This is a genomic window from Palleronia sediminis (genome assembly GCF_004358695.1).
GTDB lineage: Bacteria > Pseudomonadota > Alphaproteobacteria > Rhodobacterales > Rhodobacteraceae > Palleronia > Palleronia sediminis.
The window spans coordinates 214,873-235,969 of the sequence record NZ_SNAA01000001.1; the positions used below are offsets into that span (position 1 = coordinate 214,873).

21 protein-coding genes are annotated in these 21,097 nt (G+C 69.0%); 9 read left to right on the plus strand and 12 right to left on the minus strand.

The genetic code is table 11. The annotated features are described in order from the left end of the window. Positions 1-27: 27 nt before the first annotated feature. Complete coding sequence (locus tag E2L08_RS01165) at positions 28-1,167, minus strand: anhydro-N-acetylmuramic acid kinase (RefSeq protein ID WP_133395210.1); 1,140 nt, start codon at positions 1,165-1,167, stop codon at positions 28-30. 63 nt (positions 1,168-1,230) lie between these two features. On the opposite strand from E2L08_RS01165, the gene tyrS reads away from it, so the two are divergent. The 5 genes from tyrS to lexA all read left to right on the plus strand — a co-directional run bounded on the left by tyrS (position 1,231) and on the right by lexA (position 5,703). Continuing rightward, positions 1,231-2,478, plus strand: coding sequence for a tyrosine--tRNA ligase (tyrS, locus tag E2L08_RS01170; RefSeq protein WP_133395432.1), 1,248 nt, complete (start codon positions 1,231-1,233; stop codon positions 2,476-2,478). Continuing rightward, positions 2,478-3,287, plus strand: a complete 810-nt coding sequence (gene trpC, locus E2L08_RS01175; protein WP_133395211.1) for an indole-3-glycerol phosphate synthase TrpC — start codon at positions 2,478-2,480, stop codon at positions 3,285-3,287. Before tyrS ends, trpC begins: the two co-directional genes overlap by 1 nt. Next, positions 3,284-3,766 (plus strand): cyclic pyranopterin monophosphate synthase MoaC, encoded by a 483-nt coding sequence (moaC, locus tag E2L08_RS01180; RefSeq protein WP_133395212.1) that lies wholly within the window; start codon positions 3,284-3,286, stop codon positions 3,764-3,766. The genes trpC and moaC overlap by 4 nt, the downstream gene beginning before the upstream one ends. Then, on the plus strand, positions 3,763-4,944 hold the full coding sequence (locus E2L08_RS01185; protein ID WP_133395213.1) for a molybdopterin molybdotransferase MoeA: 1,182 nt from the start codon (positions 3,763-3,765) through the stop codon (positions 4,942-4,944). The genes moaC and E2L08_RS01185 overlap by 4 nt, the downstream gene beginning before the upstream one ends. Positions 4,945-5,013: 69 nt before the next feature. Beyond that, positions 5,014-5,703: a transcriptional repressor LexA gene (lexA, locus tag E2L08_RS01190; RefSeq protein ID WP_133395214.1), complete on the plus strand. Its 690-nt coding sequence runs from the start codon at positions 5,014-5,016 to the stop codon at positions 5,701-5,703. Here the strand turns inward: lexA and E2L08_RS01195 are convergent. Beyond that, a complete protein-coding gene (locus E2L08_RS01195) occupies positions 5,697-7,724 on the minus strand; it encodes a ComEC/Rec2 family competence protein (RefSeq protein ID WP_133395215.1) in 2,028 nt (675 codons plus the stop codon). The two genes, lexA and E2L08_RS01195, sit on opposite strands and share 7 nt — an antisense overlap. 118 nt (positions 7,725-7,842) lie before the next feature. Here E2L08_RS01195 and gltX point away from each other — a divergent pair, with 118 nt between their 5' ends. Beyond that, entirely contained in the window at positions 7,843-9,279 is a 1,437-nt protein-coding gene (gene gltX, locus E2L08_RS01200) for a glutamate--tRNA ligase (RefSeq protein ID WP_133395216.1), read from the plus strand. Positions 9,280-9,329: 50 nt separating this feature from the next. Next, positions 9,330-10,628: a citrate synthase gene (gltA, locus tag E2L08_RS01205; protein ID WP_133395217.1), complete on the plus strand. Its 1,299-nt coding sequence runs from the start codon at positions 9,330-9,332 to the stop codon at positions 10,626-10,628. 45 nt (positions 10,629-10,673) lie between these two features. Here the strand turns inward: gltA and E2L08_RS01210 are convergent, their stop codons facing one another. Further along, positions 10,674-11,774, minus strand: a complete 1,101-nt coding sequence (locus E2L08_RS01210; RefSeq protein WP_133395218.1) for an alkene reductase — start codon at positions 11,772-11,774, stop codon at positions 10,674-10,676. Here E2L08_RS01210 and E2L08_RS01215 point away from each other — a divergent pair. After that, a complete protein-coding gene (locus E2L08_RS01215; protein ID WP_240757875.1) occupies positions 11,773-12,678 on the plus strand; it encodes a transglutaminase-like domain-containing protein in 906 nt (301 codons plus the stop codon). The genes E2L08_RS01210 and E2L08_RS01215 overlap by 2 nt on opposite strands. Positions 12,679-12,684: 6 nt before the next feature. On the opposite strand, the gene E2L08_RS01220 is transcribed toward E2L08_RS01215, so the two are convergent. The 9 genes from E2L08_RS01220 to E2L08_RS01260 all read right to left on the minus strand — a co-directional run bounded on the left by E2L08_RS01220 (position 12,685) and on the right by E2L08_RS01260 (position 19,739). Next, on the minus strand, positions 12,685-13,461 hold the full coding sequence (locus E2L08_RS01220) for an enoyl-CoA hydratase-related protein (protein ID WP_133395219.1): 777 nt from the start codon (positions 13,459-13,461) through the stop codon (positions 12,685-12,687). 72 nt (positions 13,462-13,533) lie between these two features. Continuing rightward, on the minus strand, positions 13,534-13,986 hold the full coding sequence (locus tag E2L08_RS01225; RefSeq protein WP_133395220.1) for a cytochrome c-type biogenesis protein: 453 nt from the start codon (positions 13,984-13,986) through the stop codon (positions 13,534-13,536). Further along, on the minus strand, positions 13,983-15,956 hold the full coding sequence (locus tag E2L08_RS01230) for a heme lyase CcmF/NrfE family subunit (RefSeq protein ID WP_133395221.1): 1,974 nt from the start codon (positions 15,954-15,956) through the stop codon (positions 13,983-13,985). Before E2L08_RS01230 ends, E2L08_RS01225 begins: the two co-directional genes overlap by 4 nt. Positions 15,957-16,055: 99 nt before the next feature. Beyond that, positions 16,056-16,262 carry a hemolysin XhlA family protein gene (locus E2L08_RS01235; RefSeq protein ID WP_133395222.1) on the minus strand — a complete coding sequence of 69 codons (207 nt, stop codon included), beginning with the start codon at positions 16,260-16,262 and terminating at the stop codon, positions 16,056-16,058. After that, positions 16,259-16,750: a holin family protein gene (locus E2L08_RS01240; RefSeq protein ID WP_133395223.1), complete on the minus strand. Its 492-nt coding sequence runs from the start codon at positions 16,748-16,750 to the stop codon at positions 16,259-16,261. Before E2L08_RS01240 ends, E2L08_RS01235 begins: the two co-directional genes overlap by 4 nt. Further along, positions 16,741-17,352: a holin-associated N-acetylmuramidase gene (locus tag E2L08_RS01245; protein ID WP_133395224.1), complete on the minus strand. Its 612-nt coding sequence runs from the start codon at positions 17,350-17,352 to the stop codon at positions 16,741-16,743. Before E2L08_RS01245 ends, E2L08_RS01240 begins: the two co-directional genes overlap by 10 nt. Positions 17,353-17,402: 50 nt before the next feature. After that, complete coding sequence (gene ccmE, locus E2L08_RS01250) at positions 17,403-17,861, minus strand: cytochrome c maturation protein CcmE (RefSeq protein ID WP_133395225.1); 459 nt, start codon at positions 17,859-17,861, stop codon at positions 17,403-17,405. A 7-nt stretch (positions 17,862-17,868) separates the two neighbouring features. Next, positions 17,869-18,897, minus strand: a complete 1,029-nt coding sequence (gene argC, locus E2L08_RS01255) for an N-acetyl-gamma-glutamyl-phosphate reductase (RefSeq protein WP_133395226.1) — start codon at positions 18,895-18,897, stop codon at positions 17,869-17,871. A 23-nt stretch (positions 18,898-18,920) separates the two neighbouring features. Next, a complete protein-coding gene (locus tag E2L08_RS01260) occupies positions 18,921-19,739 on the minus strand; it encodes a glutamate racemase (RefSeq protein WP_133395227.1) in 819 nt (272 codons plus the stop codon). 290 nt (positions 19,740-20,029) lie between these two features. Here E2L08_RS01260 and E2L08_RS01265 point away from each other — a divergent pair, with 290 nt between their 5' ends. Continuing rightward, on the plus strand, positions 20,030-20,923 hold the full coding sequence (locus E2L08_RS01265) for a LysR family transcriptional regulator (RefSeq protein WP_133395434.1): 894 nt from the start codon (positions 20,030-20,032) through the stop codon (positions 20,921-20,923). Positions 20,924-21,097 lie beyond the last annotated feature (174 nt).

A 21,097-nucleotide genomic window follows, 5' to 3' on the forward strand; every position in this document is an offset into this window, starting at 1 on the left:
CCCTAGGCCCATCTGCTGTGGCCCCGCTCAGCCCTGCCGGTCTTCGAGCAGCGCGAGCGCATCGCCCGGATGGCTGATCTCGCCCCCGCCCACGGCGGCCGCGACCCCGGTCGTGCCGGGGCACGAGCTCGGCAGGCCGCGCGCCACGCGCACGGCGAGAAAGGCGAAGGCCTGCGCCTCGATCATGTCGCCATCGAGCCCGATATCCTCGACCGGGGCGATCTCGATCCCGTCCGGCACGCGTCGGGCGAGCGCGCGCATCATCGCGGGGTTCAGCCGCCCACCGCCGCAGACCAGGACGCGCGCGGGCGGGTGCGGGCAATGGCCGAGCCCGGCGGAAACCGTCTCGGCGCAGATCGCGACCAGCGTGGCGGCCGCATCCTCGTCCCCGAGCCCCGCCACCGCATCGAGCGCCCAGGCGAAATCGTCGCGGTCGAGCGATTTGGGCGGGATACGGGCGACGTAGCCATGCGAGGCCGCCCGCGCCACGATGGCGGCATCGGCCCGCCCCGCCAGCGCCAGCGCCCCGTCCTCGTCGCGGCCGAGCCCGCGCCGCGCCGCCACGAGATCGTCTAGAGGCGCATTGGCCGGGCCGGTGTCGAAGGCGAGGCAGGCCCCCGGCGCGGCCGGGTCGGCGATGGACGGGTCGCACCATGTCAGGTTGGCGACGCCCCCGAGGTTGAGAAAGGCCACCGGCGCGCTCGCGCCCGTCCGGCGGGCGAGCGCGTGGTGATAGAAGGGGGCGAGCGGCGCCCCCTGCCCGCCGAGCGCCACGTCGGCCGAGCGGAAATCCCAGACCACCGGCAGGTCGAGCGCATGGGCCAGAAGCCGCCCGTCGCCGATCTGGCAGGTGCCCCGCCCGCCCGGATCATGTGCCGTGGTCTGGCCGTGGAACCCGACCAGTTCGGCGCCCCCCATACCGGCGAGCAGCTCGGCATGGGCGCCCTCGACCACCGCCGCCGCGTCTTCGAGCCCGTCCCACCGCCCCAGCGCCGCGCGCAGGACCGACCGCTCGGCCTCGGAATAGGGCCGGTAGGCGGTGTCACCCAAGGCGAACACCTCTTCGCCATCGGTCAGCACCATCGCCGCATCGACCCCGTCGAGCGACGTGCCCGACATGGTTCCCAGCGCCCAGACCGGACCTTCGCGCAACCTGTCCCGCAACATGGCTTTTCCTCCGCACCCCCCGCCGCTATGACGGGGACGAGCCCGAGAATGGACGCCCATGCGATGACCTACCAGCCGAAATCCGATTTCCTGTCGGTGATGACCGAACGTGGCTTCGTCGCCGACTGCACCGATCTGCAGGGCCTCGACGAGGCGCTGATGGCGGGGCCCGTGACGGCCTATATCGGCTATGACGCCACGGCGAAATCGCTGCATGTCGGGCACCTTCTCAACATCATGATGCTGCGCTGGCTGCAAAAGACGGGCCATCGTCCGATCACGCTGATGGGCGGAGGGACGACCAAGGTGGGCGATCCGTCCTTCCGCGCCGATGAAAGGCCGCTGCTGGGGCCCGAGCAGATCGCCGCGAACATCGCCGCGATGCAGGGCGTCTTTGCCAAGTATCTCGCCTATGGCGGGGATGGCGCGCTCATGCTCGACAATGCCGAATGGCTCGACGGGCTGAACTATCTCGCCTTCCTGCGCGATATCGGGCGTCATTTCAGCGTCAACCGGATGCTCAGCTTCGACAGCGTGAAATCGCGGCTCGACCGCGAGCAGTCGCTGTCGTTCCTCGAGTTCAACTACATGATCCTGCAGGCCTACGATTTCCTCGAGCTCAACCGCCGCGAGGGTTGCGCGCTCCAGATGGGCGGCAGCGATCAATGGGGCAACATCGTCAACGGTGTCGACCTGACGCGGCGCGTGCTGGGTCGCGAGGTGTACGGGCTGACGACGCCCCTGCTGACCACCTCGGACGGGCGCAAGATGGGCAAGAGCCAGGGCGGTGCGGTCTGGCTCAATGCCGACCTGCTCAGCCCCTATGAGTTCTGGCAGTTCTGGCGCAACACAACCGATGCCGATGTCGGACGTTTCGCCCGGCTGTTCACCGAGCTGCCCGTAGCCGAATGCGACCGCTTGGGCGCGCTCGAGGGCAGCGAGATCAACGACGCCAAGGTGATCCTCGCCGACGAGGTGACGGCGCTGTGCCACGGGCGCGCCGCCGCCGAGGCTGCGCGCACCACGGCGCGCGAGGTGTTCGAAAAGGGCGGCACCGGGTCCGAGTTGCCGACGCTGGCCCTGCCCCGCGCCGAGCTTGCCGACGGGATCTCGATCGTGCAGGTCATCGTCCGCGCCGGGCTGGCCGGGTCAGGCAAGGAGGCCAAGCGCCTGATCTCGGAAGGGGGCGCGCGCATGAACGACGCGCCGCTGACCGATCCGGGCCTGATCCTCGACGCCGCGGCACTGGCCGATCCGGTCAAGCTCAGCGCGGGGCGCAAGCGCCACGCCCTTGTCACGGTGGCCGGCTGATGGCCACCATCCTCGAGCGCATCCGGGCCTACAAGCTCGACGAGATCGCAGCGCGCAAGGCCTCCCGCGACACCGCGACCATCGAGAACGCGGCGCGCAGCGCGCCCCCGGTCCGGCCCTTTGCCCGCGCCCTGCGGGGCGCCACGCGCGGTGGCTACGGGCTGATCGCCGAGATCAAGAAGGCCAGCCCGTCCAAGGGGCTGATCCGCGAGAACTTCGACCCCGAAGCCATTGCGATGGCTTACGAAAAGGGCGGTGCGACCTGCCTTTCCGTGCTGACCGACGCGCCGTCCTTCCAGGGGCACGAGGATTACCTCGTCGCCGCGCGGGCGGCCTGCGACCTGCCGGTACTGCGCAAGGATTTCCTCTACGATCCGTGGCAGGTGGCCGAAAGCCGCGCCATCGGCGCCGATTGCATCCTGGTCATCATGGCCAGCGTGTCCGACGCGCAGGCGGCCGAACTCGAGGATGCGGCAACGGGCTGGGGGATGGATGTGCTGATCGAGGTGCATGACGAGGCCGAGCTCGATCGCGCTCAGCGTCTGTCATCGCCGCTCATGGGGATAAACAACCGAGATCTCAATACCTTCGAGACCTCTCTTGATGTGACGCGCCGACTTGCTCGGCTGGTCGAGCCGGGGCGTCTGATCGTTTCGGAATCGGGGTTGTCGACCCCCGAGGATCTGGCGGGGATCGCGCGGTTCGGCGCCCGCGCCTTTCTTGTCGGCGAAAGCCTGATGCGCCACGATGACGTGGCCGCGGCGACCGCCGCGCTTCTCGCCGACCCCCTGACCGCAGGAGGGTTCTGATGGCGCTCACCCATTTCGATGCCGAGGGCAACGCCCACATGGTCGACGTCTCGGACAAGCCCGTCACCGCGCGCGAGGCCCGCGCGGCCGGATGGGTGAGGATGTCGCCCGAAACCCTTGATATGATTACCGAAGGGCGCGCCAAAAAGGGCGATGTCATGGGTGTGGCGCAGCTTGCCGGCATCATGGGCGCCAAGCGCACGGCCGAGCTGATCCCGCTGTGCCACCCTCTCCCGGTGACGAAGGTCGCGGTCGAGATCACGCCCGACGCGACCCTGCCCGGCCTGCGCATCGGCGCCACGGTTAAGACGACCGGCCAGACCGGCGTCGAGATGGAGGCGCTGACCGCCGTCTCGACCGCCTGCCTCACCGTCTACGACATGGTCAAGGCCGTGCAGAAGGACATGGAGATCGGTGGCATCCACCTCGTGATGAAGGATGGCGGCAAGTCCGGGCGGTTCGAGGCGCCCCGGACGTGATCGCGGTCGAGGATGCGCTGGCGCGCGTTCTGGCGCTGGTCGGCCCGACCGGGGCCGAGACGGTGCCCCTGCGCGACGCGGCCGGGCGCCACCTTGCCGCGCCGCTGCGTGCGACGCGCGACCAGCCCCCGTTCGATGCGGCGACGATGGACGGCTACGCGATCCCCGATGCCGCGGCCGGCCCCGGCGCCAGGTTCCGCGTGATCGGCGAGGCGGCGGCGGGCCATCCCTTCGACGGCGCCATCGGCCCCGGCGAGGCCGCGCGGATCTTTACCGGCGCGGCGCTCCCCCCCGGTGCGGCGCGGGTCGTCATGCAGGAGGACGTGGCGCGCGACGGCGATGGCATCACCCTGTCCGAACGGGTCGAGCCGGGGCCGTTCATCCGCCCCGCGGGCTGCGACTTCACCGCCGGCACCGCCTTTGCGCCCGCGCATCCGCTCAGGCCCGGCGATATCGCGCTGATCGCCTCGATGGGCCACCCCACCGTGCCGGTCCGCCGCCGCCCGGAGGTCGCGCTGATCGCGACGGGGGACGAGTTGGTGCAGCCGGGCGAGACGCCGGGGCCGGGTCAGATCGTGGCCTCGAACGGGTTCGGCCTCGCCGCGATGATCGAACGGGCGGGCGGCATCGCGCGGCTGCTTCCGGTCGCGCGCGACACCGAGGCGTCGCTTTCGATGGCCTTCGATCTCGCCCGCGGGGCCGACCTCGTCGTGACCATCGGCGGGGCGTCGGTCGGCGATCACGACCTCGTCGCCCGCGTGGCCGAGACCCGCGGGATGGAGCGGGCGTTCTACAAGGTCGCCATGCGGCCCGGAAAGCCCCTGATGGCCGGGCGCGTCGACGGCACTCCCATGATTGGCCTGCCCGGGAACCCCGTCTCGTCAATGGTTTGTGGCGTGGTATTCATCCTTCCTGCGATCCGCGTCATGCTGGGCGGTGCACCGTCGTCGGCCGCGCGGCGGCCGTTGCCGCTTGCCGCAGCGCTCGAGCAAAACGGCCCGCGGGAGCATTACATGCGCGCCCGCATCACCCCCGAGGGGGTTGCCGCCTTCGACCGGCAGGACAGCTCGCTTTTGTCGGTCCTGGCCCAGGCCGACGCGCTGATCGTGCGGCCGCCGCATGACAGGGCCAGGGACGCGGGCGACATGGTCGAGGTGGTCGATCTCGCATCGGCGTGAGGTTGCCGATTGACACAAAACGGGAACATGGCTAGGCTCTGATCCGAACGGGAAAAGGGTCTGGCCGCCATGCTGACGCGCAAGCAACTGGAACTTCTGGATTTCATCAATCGCCGCCTTCAGGCCGAGGGTGTGCCACCGTCTTTCGACGAGATGAAAGATGCGCTCGACCTGCGGTCGAAATCCGGCATCCACCGGCTCATCACCGCGCTCGAGGAACGCGGCTTCATCCGCCGCCTCGCCCATCGTGCCCGCGCGATCGAAATCGTCAAGCTGCCGGAATCGCTGGAACGCAAGGGATTTCAGCCCCGCGTGATCGACGGCGACCGGCCCGACGCGCCCCCGCCGCCGCAATCCATGCCGCTGACCGTCGACGCGGTGGACGTGCCGCTCATGGGGCGGATTGCGGCCGGCGTCCCGATCGAGGCGATATCCGAGGTCTCGCACAACGTCGCGGTGCCCAGCCAGATGCTTTCGGGGCGTGGCAACCACTATGCGCTCGAGGTGCGGGGCGACTCGATGATCGATGCGGGGATCAACGATGGCGATGTTGTGGTCATCCGCGAAACCGCCACCGCCGATGACGGCGATATCGTCGTGGCACTGGTCGAGGGGCACGAGGCGACGCTGAAACGCATCCGCCGGCAGGGCCGCTCCATCGCGCTCGAGGCGGCGAACCCGGCCTACGAGACCCGGGTCCTGCCCTCGGACCAGGTCAAGGTGCAGGGCCGCCTGGTCGGGCTGATCCGCACCTATTGATCCGCGGGCGCGGCGTCTGCTGCCCGACCTTCCCGCGCGTTCCAGGGTCGTTCGCCGGTCGCCTGCCGCGCGGTGACGACGCGCCAGCCGCCATCGCTCTGCCATAGGGCGACCGACCCGCTTTCCTCGAGCGAGGCCGAGTCGAACAGCAGGCAGCCGCCCGCATCCTCCAGCACGGCGGTCGTCACCACGATCAGGCCGGGCCGGCAGGCCGCGCGCGCGGCCTCCTCTCCGCCGCGGCCCCAGGCGTGAACGATCCCCTCGGGCAAGGCACCGCGGGCAAAGGCGGTCTCCTGATCGACCGGATCACCGTCATTCTCTAGCCAGACCCGCGCGGCGAACCCCGCCCCGCGCGGCTTGCTCAGCACCCGCCCGCCCTCTGCCCTCAGCCCGACCAGCCCCCCCGAGGGCGCAATCAGCAGATCGGGGCGCGGCGTTCCGGCCCACAGGGCAAAGGCCACCATCGCCGGTACCAGCCCCGCCCACCGCGCCCGGCCCTGCCACAGCAGGATCGTCACCGCCCCGGCGCCCAGCAGGGGCAGGACCGCCTTGGGCGGGGATGGCACCGAGACGACCGCGCCGGGCCATGCGGCGACCGTCGCCGCGACGCCGAGGATCCAGTCGATCCCGGCCCCCATCACCCACAGCCCCACCCAATCGAGGCCGAGCGGGCTCAGCAAGCCGGCGGCCACCGCGCCCGGCATGACGACAAGCCCCATCACCGGAACCGAGGCGAGGTTCGCCACCAAGCCCCAGCGCGACATGGCGTTGAAATGCGCCGCCCCGACCGGCGCGGTGGCAAGCCCCGCCACGGTCGACGAGATCACGACCGCAACCATGCCATCGGCCCAGCGGGGCCAGCGCCGGCCGCCGCTGTCGCGCAGCGCGCGAAACACCGCGACCAGCGCGGCGGTGGCGGCAAAGGACATCTGGAATCCGGGGCTCGCCAATGCCTCGGGGCGCAGGAGCAGCACGATCAGCGCCGCGATGGCCACCGCGCGCAGGGTCAACGCCCGCCGGTCGAGCATCACCGCGACAAGCGCGATTGCCGCCATGACAAAGGCGCGCTGCGTCGCCACCCCCGCCCCCGAGATGGCGAGATATCCCGCCGCCGCGACCAGCGCCCCGCCGGCGGCCCATTTCTTGGTGGGATGGCACAGCGCGAGGCCCGGCACGGCGGCCAGCCCCAGCCTCAGCACCCAAAAGACGAGACCCGTCAAAAGCCCCACATGCAGCCCCGAGATGGCCAGCAGATGCGCGAGGTTCGTGGCCCGCAGCGTCTCGAGCGTCGCGGCCCCGATCCCGCCCCGGTCGCCCACGACCAGCGCGGCGGCGACCGCGCCTGTCTCGCCGTCGAGCCGCGCGCGCACGGCGCGGCCGAGCCTGTCGCGCAATCGCTGCACGGCGAGGCCCGTTTCCGACGCGCGGGCCAGCAGAACCGGCGTGCGGGTATAGCCCACCGCGCCGATCCCGCGAAACCACGCCATGCGCTGAAAATCGAAGCCGCCGGGCTCGACCGGCCCTTCGGGGCGCGAAAGATGCGCGGTGGTCATTACCCGGTCGCCGATGCGGGGCGCGTGCCAGCCTATATCGCCATGCAGCGACACCCGCACACGGCTTGGCACGGCATCGGGCGGCATGCGTTCGAGCACGACCCGGTCGAGCGTCAGCCGCGGCTTGTCCGAGGCCGAGCGGTCGATGGCGATCACCCGCCCCTCGACCGCGCCGTAATACCGAAACTCCAGCACCGGGGCCGCGACCGCATGGGTGCGCGCCCCCGCCAGCGCAAAGCCCAGGAGTCCCAGCCACAGCGCCCAGGCCAGCGGCACCCGCCACAGCCCCGCAGCCAGCGCGCCCGCCCCCGCGGCCAGCCCGAGCGCGACCGCGCGCCAGGCCTGCGGCGACGGTTCGGCCCGCAGGCCGAGATACGCCGCGATCCCCACGGCCAGGAAAACCGGCGCCCAGGGCGCCAGGTATCCGCGCTGGCGCGGCAGGAACGCGATGGCGGCGATGCGCGACATAGCGCGAGTTTTGCGCGCCCCGCGTTAAACGGCGGTTAAGTGCGACCGGGGCGCCTGTCTTGTCTCGCCCCGGACCAGCGGCTAAACCCCGCCAAAGCTGTCTGCCCAAGGATGCCGCATGGCCTCGACGCCCCAGACCGACACGCCGGTCGTCACCCGTTTCGCGCCCTCGCCCACGGGGTTCCTGCATATCGGGGGCGCGCGCACGGCGTTGTTCAACTGGCTGTTCGCGCGGGGCCGTGGGGGCAGGTTCCTGCTCAGGATCGAGGATACCGACCGCGCGCGCTCCACCCAGGAGGCGACCGATGCGATCCTTTCGGGCCTCGTCTGGCTCGGGCTCGACTGGGACGGAGAGGCCGTCAGCCAGGCTGCCCGCGCCGCGCGCCACGCCGAGGTGGCGCACGAGATGCTGGCCGCGGGGACGGCCTACAAATGCTTTGCCTCGCAAGAAGAGATCGCCGCCGCGCGCGAGGCCGCGCAGGCCGAGGGACGGTCGAGCCTCTTCCGCTCGCCCTGGCGCGATGCCGACCCGGCCGATCATCCCGACGCGCCTTTCGTCATCCGCATGCGCGCGCCGCAGGACGGCGAGACGGTGATCGAGGATGCCGTTCAGGGCCGCGTGACGATCCGCAACGACCAGATCGACGACATGGTGGTGCTGCGCTCGGATGGCAGCCCGACCTACATGCTTGCCGTGGTGGTCGACGATCACGACATGGGCGTGACCCACGTCATCCGCGGCGACGACCATCTCAACAACGCGGCGCGGCAATCCCTGGTCTATCGCGCGATGGGCTGGGCGCAGCCGGTCTGGGCGCATATCCCGCTGATCCATGGCGAGGACGGCAAGAAACTGTCCAAGCGGCACGGTGCGCTCGGCGTCGAGGAATATCGCGACATGGGCTATCCCGCGCCCGCGATCCGCAACTATCTCGCGCGGCTGGGGTGGAGCCATGGCGACGACGAGGTGTTCGACGACTCGCAGGCGCGCGACTGGTTCGACCTAGGCGGGATCGGGCGGGCGCCCGCGCGGCTCGACTTCAAGAAGCTCGCCCATATCTCGGGCCAGCATTTCCAGCGGATGAGCGCGGAGGACATCCTGTCGGGTCTGGCGCAGTTCCGCGCCGCGACCGGGATGCCGCCCTTGCCGCCCGAGAAGACGAGCGCGCTCGAGACCGCCCTGCCCCATGTCACGGGGCGCGCGAAAACCTATCCCGAGCTTCTCGAGGCGGCGGCCTTTGCGCTGGCCGACCGCCCGCTCGAGATCGAGCCGAAGGCCGGGAAATCGCTCGATGCGAACGCGCTGCAACTGTTCGGGAAATTGACGCCGCACCTGCAAAATGCTAGCTGGTCGCGTGACGCTCTCGAAGCGGCCGCCGCCCATGTCGCCGAGGAAAACGACGTCGGGCTCGGCAAGCTCGCCGGCCCGCTGCGCGCGGCGCTCGCAGGCCGGACCGCGACGCCCAGCGTCTTCGACATGATGATCGTGCTGGGCCGGGACGAGACCCTGGCCCGCATCGGTGACGTAATGGCCCGACGCCCGGCCGCACCCTGATACCGGCGGCCCAGAGAGGCCGCACCACCAACAGAGGAAGGATCTCCACCATGGCCGAGGATCGAAAAGTGGCGACGCTCTCCATCGCCGGAGAGACCTACGACTTGCCGATGCACTCCCCCACGGTCGGGCCGGACGTCATCGACATCCGCAAGCTCTATGGCGATGCAGGCGTCTTTACCTACGATCCGGGCTTTACCTCGACGGCGTCCTGCGACAGCACGATCACCTTCATCGACGGCGAAAAGGGTGTCTTGCTGCACCGCGGCTACCCGATCGAGCAACTGGCCTCGAAATCGCATTTCCTCGAGGTCTGCTACCTGCTGCTCTACGGCGATCTGCCGACCGCGATGCAGCTCGAGGATTTCGAATCGCGCGTGACCGATCACACGATGCTGCACGAGCAGATGCAGTATTTCTTCCGCGGGTTCCGGCGCGACGCGCACCCGATGGCGGTCATGGTCGGCGTGGTCGGCGCGATGTCTGCCTTCTATCACGATTCGACCGATATCTCGGACCCCTGGCAGCGCGAGGTCGCGTCGATCCGCCTGATCGCCAAGATGCCGACCATCGCCGCGTGGGCCTACAAGTATTCCGTGGGGCAGCCCTTCGTCTATCCGCGCAACGATCTCGACTATGCGTCGAACTTCCTGCGGATGTGTTTCTCGGTCCCGGCCGAGGATTACGTGGTCAACCCGATCCTCAGCCGCGCGATGGACCGGATCTTCACCCTCCATGCCGATCACGAGCAGAACGCCTCGACCTCGACCGTGCGGCTGGCCTCGTCCTCGGGGGCGAACCCGTTCGCCTGCATCGCGGCGGGCATCGCGTGCCTCTGGGGGCCCGCGCATGGCGGCGCGAACCAGGCCTGCCTCGAGATGCTGCGCGAGATCGGCACGCCCGGCCGCATTCCCGAATTCATCGCCCGCGCCAAGGACAAGAACGACCCGTTCCGCCTGATGGGCTTTGGCCACCGGGTCTACAAGAACCACGATCCGCGCGCGACGGTGATGAAACAATCCGCGGATGAAGTGCTGGATCTTTTGGGGATCGAGAACAATCCGGTCCTCCAGACCGCGAAAGAGCTGGAGCGTATCGCGCTCGAGGACGACTATTTCCGCGACAAGAAGCTCTTTCCCAACGTCGATTTCTATTCCGGCATCATTCTCGACGCGATGGGCTTTCCGCAATCCATGTTCACCCCGATCTTCGCGCTGGCGCGCACGGTGGGCTGGGTCAGCCAGTGGAAGGAACAGATCTCGGACCCGCAGCTCAAGATCGGCCGCCCCCGCCAGCTCTACCAAGGCGAGACGCAGCGCGATTACGTGGATGTCGAGAACCGCGGATAACGCGGCAAGGGGGGCGACCCGGTTGTCGCCCCCTGCCCTCGCGGGTCAGACGCGCCCGATCGAATCGAGGAACGGGTAGTCGGTATAGCCGCGCTCGTCCCCGCCATAGAACGTATCCTCGTCCTGCGGGTTCAGCGGCGCGCCGGTGCGGAAACGCTCGGGCAGGTCGGGATTGGCGATGAAGGCGCGTCCGAAGGTCACCGCCTCGCAATCGCCGCGCGCGATCATCTCGGCGGCCGCCTCGGCGCTCAGGTCGCCATTGGCGATATAGGGCCCGCTGTAATGGCCGCGCAGACGGCGCAACAAGGCACGGTCGGCATCGGGCGTATCGGCGCCGCGGAACTGCTCGATCGTGTGGATATAGACGAGCCTTTCGGCATCGGCGAGCTTGTAGGCCTCGGTGAACAGGGCCTCCCGGTCGCTGTCGGAAATGTCGTTGGCCTGGCCCAGCGGCGAGAACCGGATGCCGGTGCGTTCGCGCGGGCAGACCTCGGCCACGGCGCCGATCACCTCGCGCAGGAACCTCAGCCGGTTCTCGATCGAGCCGCCATAGCCGTCCTCGCGCTTGTTGGTGGAATCCTGCAGGAACTGGTCGATCAGATAGCCGTTCGCGGCGTGGATCTCGACCCCGTCGAACCCCGCCTCGAGCGCGCGGCGCGCCCCGTCGCGATAGGCATCGACCATCGCGGCGATCTGGTCCGTCGTCATGGTCTGCGGCTCGGAACAGTCCTCGAATCCGTTGCGGGTAAAGGTCTTGGTCTCGGCCCGGATCGCCGAAGGCGCGAGCGGCGCGGCACCCTCCGGCTGAAGCGAGACATGGCTGATCCGCCCGACATGCCAGAGCTGGCAAAAGATCCGCCCGCCATTGGCATGAACCGCCTCGGTGATCTTGCGCCACGCCGCGACATGGCTGTCGGCATGGATGCCGGGCGTATCGATATAGCCCTTTCCCGTGGGATCGACCTGCGTCGCCTCGCTGACGATCAGCCCGGCCGAGGCGCGCTGCGCATAGTAGGTCTGCGCCCAGTCGCGCGGGGTGCCGTCCTCTTGCGACCTGTTGCGCGTAAGCGGCGCCATCAGAACCCGGTTGGGTAAATCGAGCGCCCCCATTGCGACAGGGGCGAAAAGGCGGGAAAGATCGGTCATGGGGCCTCCGGGGCGCGCGTGGTTCGATATCGTCGTGCCGGGGCTAACCACGCCCCGCGCCATTCGTTCCGACCGCGCGACCGGCTTTCGCCGCAAACCGTCCCAACCCGCTGGAGCCACGCCGATGAAGATGCGGATCGAGGTCGAACTCGACTATGACGCCGAGGGCGTGGTCGACGTGCTCATGCAGATCGAAACCGCGTGGATGGTGGATCAGACCGTGACCGAAGAGCGACTGGACCCCGGCCGCACCGCCCACGCGATCCGCATCGAGGGCGAGGACAGCATCGGGTCGCGCGTCTGGCTGCGCCCCGAGGGGCGGTTCCGCTGCGTCTATTCCGCCAATGTCGAGATCGCGCGCCCCGCCATCGACATCGCGACCCTGCCCACTGACCCGGTCTGGAGATTGCCCGCCGAGGCCGTGCCCTATCTCATGGCCTCGCGCTATTGCCCCTCGGACGAGTTCCAGTCTTTCGTCGCGGCCGAGTTCGGCGATATCGAGGCGGGCGCCTGCATCGCACGCATGGCCGACTGGATCGCCAAGCGCTATACCTATTCGCCGGGCGCGTCGGGGCCGTGGACGACCGCGCTCGACACCTTCGTGCAGAGGCGCGGAATCTGCCGCGATTTCGCCCATGTCCTGATCTCGCTCGCCCGCGCCAAGGGCATTCCCGCCCGCATGGTCAGCGGCTACTGCCCCGAGGTCCGGCCGCAGGATTTCCACGCGCTGGCGCAGGTCTGGCTGGACGGTGCCTGGCATCTCGTCGACCCGACCGGCATGGCGACGCCCGACCGGCTCGCGATCATCGGCGTGGGGCGGGACGCGGCCGATATCGCGTTCCTCACCTCCTATGGCTGGCTGACCCTGCGCCAGCAGAATGTCGCGGTACACGAGATCGCCTGAACCGCGTCAGCGCCCCTCGAAGGCCGGGGGGCGTTTCTCGGCAAAGGCCAGCGCGCCCTCCTTGAAATCGCGGGTCTGCCCGCAGGCCCCCTGCACCTCGGCCTCGAGCGCGATCTGCTGCTCGAAATCATTGTCCCAACTGGCGCGCAAGGTGCGCTTGACGCCGCGATAGGCCTCGGTCGGGCCAGCGGCCAGCGCCCGGACGCGCGCCTGCCAATGGTCGGCAAAGCGGTCGTCGGGCACGGCCTCCCAGATCATGCCCCAATCGGCGGCCTGTCGGGCCGTGATCGGCTCGGCGAACAGGGCGGCCCCCATGGCCCGCGCGAACCCGACCTGGCGGGGCAGCCAATAGCTGCCCCCGGCATCGGGGATCAGCCCGATCCGGGTGAAGGCCTGGAGAAACACTGCCCCCTCGGCGGCGATGACCACGTCGCAGGACAGCGCCAGGTTGGCCCCCGCCCCCGCCGCCGCACCGTTGACCGCGGCGACGATAGGCACCGAGCAATCGCCCATGGCCCGTAGCATCGGTGCATACTCGTCCCGCAGCACCCGTTCGAGATCCATGGCGCCCGCATTGGCGCCATCGCCCAGATCCTGACCCGCGCAAAAGGCGTCGCCCTTGCCGGTCAGGACGAGAACCCGGGCCTCGCCCGAGAGCGACCGGATCGCGTGGGTCAGCTCGGCGCGCATCTGCGCGTTCAGCGCGTTCTTGCGCTCGGGGCGGTTCAGCGTGGCGGTGGCGATGCCATCGCGCAGGGAAAAGCGGATCGTCTCGTAGTCCAAGGCGCGGCCTCCGGTCAGGGTCGGCCGCACCCTAGCGGCTTGGCCGGCCGGGGGAACCCCTCTCGCGGCGGGTCAGTCCCGGCGATCGAGGATCGCGTCGAGCCGGGCGCGCTCTTCGGGGTCGAGATCGTCTGGAGGCGCGGCCTGCGCCCGCCGCCGCGTGGCGACCACGGCGATGCCGGCCCCGAGCAGGAGCATCGCGGGCCCCGCCAGCCAGAGGATCAGGTTCGAGCCCGTCAGCGTCGGGTTGAGCAGGATATACTCGCCATACCGGTCGGTCAGGTAGGCGATCACCTCTTCGTCGCTATCGCCCGCGACGAGGCGTTCGCGCACCGCAAGGCGCAGATCACGCGCCAGGTCGGCATTCGAGTTGTCGATATTCTCGTTGCGGCAGACGAGGCAGCGCAGCCCCTCGGACAGGTCGCGCGCCCGCGCCTCGAGCGCGGGATCGTCGAGGATCTCGTCGGGCTGCACCGCGAATGCGGGTGCGGCGACCAGCGCCAGGATGAGCGCGAGCCGCCTCATTCCGCCGGCACCGCGCGGCGGGGCGCCTTGGCCGCGCCGGCCGCGACACGGTGGCGCCGGTCCGACAGGCTCAGCACGCCGCCAAGCGCCATGATGATGGCGCCTGCCCAGATCCAGTTGGCGAAGGGCTTGATATAGGTGCGCACCGCCCAGCCACCGTTATCTTGCGGATCGCCGATCACCACATAGAGGTCGCGCAGCACGCCGTTGTCGATGGCGGCCTCGGTCGTAGGCATCTGGGCAACTGGGTAGAACCGCTTTTCGGGCTCAAGCGTGGCGACCGCGCGACCGTTGCGCGTGATGTCGATGGTGCCCAGCGTGGTGACATAGTTCGGCCCGTCGAGCTGGCGGACCCCCTGCAAGGTCAGGTCATAGGGACCGACGGTAAAGGTCTCGCCCTCTTGCGCCACGCGGATATCCTCGACCTGCCACGCGGTAAGCGCCGCGATGCCGAAGATCGTCACCCCGAACCCGGCATGGGCCACGGCCTTGCCCCAATCGGCGCGCGGCAGCCGCACCAGCCGCATGACCCGCGACGACAGATCGCCCCGCCCCGCCCGAAGCCGCAGATCGGCGATGGTGCCCAGAACCAGCCACGCCGCCAGCACCGCGCCCACCGGCGCAAGGATCGAGCCGCCGGTCTGCATCACCCAGACGAACGCGCCCAGGGCGATCGACAGCACGAGCGCGCCCCAGAGCTCGCCCACGACACGGCCGGGCCGCGCACGTTTCCACGGCATGACCGCCCCGATGGGCAACAGCGCGGCCAGCGCCACCATGAAGGGCGTGAAGGCCGCGTTGAAGAACGGCGCACCCACCGACAGCTTGCGGTCAAAGGCCATCTCGGCAATTAGCGGCCAGACGGTGCCGACGAAGACGACGAAACACGATACCGCCAGCAGCACGTTATTGGCCACCAGCGCGGTCTCGCGGCTGGCCAGCCCGAACACGCCCTTGGCCTGCATGCCGCCGGCCCGCGCCGCGTAGAGCGTCAGCGCGCCGCCGGTAAAGACCCCGGTGATCGCCAGAAGGTAAACGCCGCGTTCGGGATCGGTGGCGAAGGCATGGACGCTCGTCAACACGCCCGAGCGGACGATGAACGCACCGATCAGCGAAAAGCCGAAGGCGAGGATCGCCAGCAGGATCGTCCACGCCTTGAGCGCCTCACGCTTTTCCACGACGATGGCCGAATGCAGCAGGGCGGCGGCGATGAGCCAGGGCATGAAGCTCGCGTTTTCGACCGGATCCCAGAACCAGAACCCGCCCCAGCCAAGCTCGTAATAGGCCCACCAGGACCCCAGCGCGATGCCGATGGTCAGAAAGAGCCACGCGGCCAGCGTCCAGGGCCGCACCCAGCGGCCCCATGCGGCATCGACCCGCCCCTCGATCAGGGCGGCGACGGCAAAGGAAAACGCCATCGAAAGCCCGACATAGCCGAGATAGAGGAACGGCGGATGGAACGCGAGGCCCGGATCCTGCAACAGCGGGTTCAGATCCTCGCCGTTCATGGGCGGAACGGCCAGCCGCTCGAACGGGTTCGAGGTGAATACGAGAAAGCTGACGAAAGCCACGCTGATCGCGCCCTGCACGCCCAGCACCCGCGCGCGCGTCGTCTCGCGCAGGTTGCCGCCGAACCACGCCGCAAGTGCCGCATAAAGCGCAAGGATCAGGCACCACAAGAGCATCGAGCCCTCGTGATTCCCCCACACCCCCGCGATCTTGTAGATCATCGGCTTGGCGGTATGCGAATTGAGCGTCACCAGCCTCAGCGAGAAATCCGAAGTCACGAAGGCCCAGGTCAGCACCGCGAAGGCAAAGCTCAGCAACAGGAATTGCGAGGTCGCGGCGGGCGCCGCGGCCTCCATGTAGCCGCGCCATCCCTTCCAGGCGCCGACCAGCGGCAGGACGCATTGCAGGGCCGCCATGACGAGGGCGAGGATGAGGGCGAAATGGGCGAACTCGATCAACATGTGTCACGGTATAGCGCGCCCGGACGCCGGCCCCAAGTCACGGCTTTGTAAATCGGCGGGGGCATTCCGCCGCGCCCCCGCCCGTCGCCCACGCAGCGCTCAGGGCGGCATCAGCCCGCCGCCCAGGCCATAGCCGATCCCGCCGAGGATGACGGCGCCCAGCACCAGCCGGACCAGCCACTTCAGCGTATCCTCGATGGCGCCCAGCCGCTGCTCGACATTGACGCGATGCACCTCGTCCACCGCGCCCCGCATCTCGAGCGCGCCGATCCGTCGCTCGAGCTCGGTCAGCCGCGCCTCGCTCATCGGCCCGCCTCCCACGCGGCCAGCGCGGCGTTGCCGTCGCGCGGATCTTCGGGGACGGTGGGCACCACCGGCGCGCCCATGCGGAACGCGCGCCGCATCTCGTGCGATTTCACCTGGACGCGCGCGCCGAAATAGAACGACACGATGGCACCCATCAGCCACCAGAGCGGGTCGGGCACCGCGGCCAGCCCCGTCATCCGGGCGGCGAACCAGACCGGATCGACCATCGCCGCCCCGATCATGGTCAGCGTGCCCAGCGCCATCGCGGGCCGCGGCAGGCGGTTCAAGCCATCCATCAACCGGTCGAACCGGCCGCGGGGGCGATCCGCGAACTCGGCCGCATAGGCGGACAGGACCGCCTCGGCCAGCGCGGCGTCGCGCGCCGCCGACGATTCGGCCCCCTCGCGGAACAGCCCGACCGTATCGGCCACGGCGCGCGCGGTGCCGGCAACGACCCGGCCGCCGGGAATCAGGTTGCTCAGCCCCATGCCGCGACCCTCCGGCGATGCTCGGCCGGGCTCAGGTGAAAGGCGGGCGAGATGAACGCCTCGGCCCGCGTGATCCACCCGCCTTTGCCGCCGTCCCGCGCGCGGGCGAACTTGCGCAGCGATGGGCGCGCATCGGCGAGGCGATAGTAGAAATTGCGCCGCTCGATCCCGTAGGCATCGACGATATGGGCAGGCGCCGCGCGCGCCGCCTTATGCGCGGCGGCCGCCGTTTGCGGCCCGACGATGCCGTCGATGGCGCAGGGAAAACCCATGCGACCCAGCAGCGCCTGCAACAGCCGCACCGCCTGCGCCCCGGCGTTCACCTGCATGTCGAACACCGTCGGATGCAGCGGCGCGGGCAGCAGATCCAGCCGCGGCCCCTTGAAATAATGGTGCACAAAGATATCGGCCGCGCGGGCCGCGTCGATGCGGTGGATATCGGCGATATCGACATCGCCATCCCCGTCGAGATCGAGCCCCAGCGCCCGCAACGTCCCGATGGTGACACCGTGTTTCGTGGCCCCGCCGGGATCGTCGGGATCGTTCACGAACCCGCCTTCCCGCGCGACGATCTCGGCCGCAATCTCTCTCACGCTCGTCATGTCTGCCCCCGCATCGATCCCTCACCGATGCAAAGACTGACGCGGGCGCGTTAATTCGTGGCCAACTCGGCGTCCGGTTCCTGGTAAACGCCCTGTTCCTTCAGCGCGTCGACCACTTCCTTGGGCATGTAGCTTTCATCGTGCTTGGCGAGGATCTCGGTCGCCCGGAACTCCCCGTCGACGAACCGGCCCGTGCCGACCATGCCCTCGCCCTCGCCGAACAGGTCGGGCAGGACACCGGCATAGCTGACCGGGACCGAGGCCGCGCCATCCGTCACCTTGAAGCGGATCGTTTCGCCCTGGCCGCGGGCCAGCGTCCCCTCTTCGACGAGACCGCCGATGCGGAACACCTCGTCGGGGGCGGGCGGCAGTTCGGACACCTGGCTCGGCGTGCGGAAAAAGTTGATCCCGTCGCGCATCGCGTATCCGACAAGAGCAGTCGAGCCCGCCAGCGCGATCGCCGCGACAAGCAGCACCTGGATGCGACGTTTCTTTTTCAGACCCTTCATCGGCGCCTCACGGGAAAAGCGGGGCCATCGTCAGACCCTCGGTTTCTTCTAAACTGAGCATCAGGTTGGCGTTCTGCAAGGCCTGTCCCGAGGATCCCTTGGTCAAATTGTCGAGCGCCGCGACCACGATGGCGCGGCCCGCGCGCCGATCCTCGACGACGCCGAGATGGCAATAGTTCGACCCCCGCACATGCCGGGTCGACGGCACCTCGCCCATGGGCAGGGTCAGGACGAATGGCTCGTCGGCATAAGCCCCGGCCAGCGCGGCATGGATGTCGCCCGCCGCGCCGCGGACATAGCAGGTCGCGAGGATGCCGCGATTGCCCGGAACGAGATGCGGGGTGAACTGGACCTCGACCGGACGCCCAGCCAGTGCCGAGAACTCCTGGTCGAACTCGCCAAGATGACGATGGATGCCGCCCACGGCATAGGGATGCCAGCCCTCCGACAGCTCGGCATGCAGCAGATTCTCCTTGAGGGACCGCCCCGCGCCAGACACGCCGCATTTGAGATCCATCACGATCTCGTCCAGATCGATCAGCCCGGCGGCGATCAGCGGCCGCAGCGCGTATTGCCCCGTGGCCGCGTTGCAGCCCGTGCCCGCCACCAGCCGCGCTGCGCGGATCTCGTCGCGGTAGAACTCGGTCAGCCCGTACACCGCCTCGGCCTGAAGCTCGGGCGCGGCATGCGGCTGGCCGTACCAGCGCCGGTATTCGGCCGCGTCGCGCAGACGGAAATCGGCCGAAAGATCGACGATCTTCATGTCGCGCGGCAGCGACGCGATCACCGCCTGGCTGGTCGCATGCGGCAGCGCGCAGAACACGAGGTCGATGGCGCCCATGTCGATCTCGTCGATCCGGACGAGCGGCGGCAGGTCGAGATGGCGCAGGTGGGGAAAGACCTCGCCCATCCGCATGCCCGCCTTGCGGTCGGCCGACAGCGCGGCGATGCGCAGGCCCCGATGGCCCGCGATCAGCCGGACAAGCTCGGCCCCGGTATAGCCCGAGGCCCCGAGAATGGCGACGTTTCTCATCATGCGATCTCCGTCGATCCGGGCGCTCAGGCCTCGGGGGCCTTCTGGAATGTCACCTGCCGGCGCAGGAACTGGGTCGCGCGGCTCGACACCCGCTTGGGGTCGCCCGTCGTCAGGAACCGCGTCTCGCCGCCGCCTGCCATGTCGGGATGGCGCTCGAGGTAATCGGCGAGGCTTTCGGCGACGAGCTGCGGTTGGGAATAGACCTCGACCCCGTCGCCCAGCGCGTCGCGAAAGATATCCTCGACCAGCGGATAATGCGTACAGCCCAGCACGGCCGCCTGGGGATGCGGCATCTTGCGCTTGAGCGCGTCGACATGGCTGCGCACCAGGGCCTCGGCGAGGATCAAATCGCCCTCCTCGATGGCGTCGACCACCCCGCCGCAGGCCTGCGTCTCGACATCGACCCCGATGGCGCGGAAAGCCAGCTCGCGCTGGAAGGCCCGGCTCGACACCGTGGCGGGGGTCGCGAACAGCGCGACATGCTTCAGCCCGACCTCGCGCGGGGGCGAATTGTCGCCCCAGTTGCGTTCGGTCAATGCCTCGATCAGCGGAACGAAGACGCCCAGCACCCGCTTGTCGCGCGGCACCCAGGTCTCCTGCATCCGGCGCAGCGCGGCGGCCGAGGCGGTGTTGCAGGCCAGCACGACCAGGTCGCACCCCTCGTCGAAGAGCCGCGCGACCGAGGCCGTCGTCAGCCTGTAGATATCGTCGGCGGTGCGCACGCCATAGGGCGCGTTCGCGTTGTCGGCGAAATAGACGAACGGCACATCGGGCAGCCGCGTGGCCACCGCGTCCAGCACGGTCAACCCGCCGAGCCCGCTGTCGAAAATCCCCACCGTCATATGTGTGTCTCCGGTCCCGCTTTGCGACGCGCGGCCCACCGGCAACATATCCGGGCGGCCCCGGACCGAGCCATTAGGCGCTGAAAGGCGCAAAGTCCATGCAAAGCGCGGCCCGCGCCCCCGCGATCGGATGCCGCCTTGCCCTTGTTTTCATGGGGGCCGCATCGCCTTTCGGCAAGATTTCGCGAAACGATCTGTCTGGGGCGATGGAAACGTGCGATTTCTTCCCATCTTGGCATGTGAAACGACATAAACCCTGACGAAGGGTCAGGATGAAAAGCGAGCACGAGATGGATTGGGACAAGCTGAGGATTTTCCGCGCGGTGGCCGATGCGGGCAGCCTGACGGCGGCCGGCGAGACGCTGCATCTCAGCCAGTCGGCGGTGTCGCGCCAGATCCGCGCGCTCGAGGAATCGCTCGATACCACGCTGTTTCACCGCCATGCGCGCGGGCTGATCCTGACCGAACAGGGCGAGCTTTTGCACGATGCCGCCTCGGCCATGTCGCGCCGGCTCGAGACGGCGGCGGCGCGCATCCGCGACAGCCGCGAAGAGGTGTTCGGCGAGCTGCGCGTGACCACGACCACCGGCTTTGGCACGCTATGGCTGGTGCCGCGCCTGCCCAAGCTCTACGAGCGGTATCCCGACCTCAAGATCGACCTCATGCTCGAGGAACGCGTGCTCGACCTGCCGATGCGCGAGGCCGACGTGGCCATCCGCATGAAGGAACCGAGCCAGGCGGACCTGATCCGCAAGCGGCTCAACACCGTGTGGATGCGGCTCTACGCGATGCCGAAATACCTCGAAGAGCGCGGCGTGCCACAGACCGTCGAAGATCTTTCGACCCATCGCCTGATCTCGCAGCACATCACGACGCACCAGGTCTCGGCCGGCGAGACGCTGATCGAGAGCCTGCTGTCGGTGGGCATCCCCTCGACGCTGACGGTGAACAACTATTTCGGCGTCCTCCAAGGCGTTCTGACCGGGCTCGGCATCGGCGTTCTGCCGAATTACCTCGTGGTCGATTTTCCCGAGATGGTGCGCGTCCTGCCGGATGTCGAATCGTCGCGCATCCCGGTCTATCTCGCCTATCCCGAAGAGCTCAGGAACTCGCAGCGGATCATGGCCTTCCGCGATTTCGTGCTCGAGGAACTGGCGCTGACCGCGAAACTCGCCGAAGGCTGACCGAGCTATGCCCGGCGGTCATGGCGGGGTTGCATCAGGGCGTTTGCGATCCGTCTTGTGAAGCGTCGACCCGGCCCATATCTGGGCGTCGAAGGCATGGCGACCAGGTCGCGTGTCTTTACCTCCCTGTTGGACTGGCCGGGCCTTGGGCCCGGCCTTTTTTTATGCCCGGGC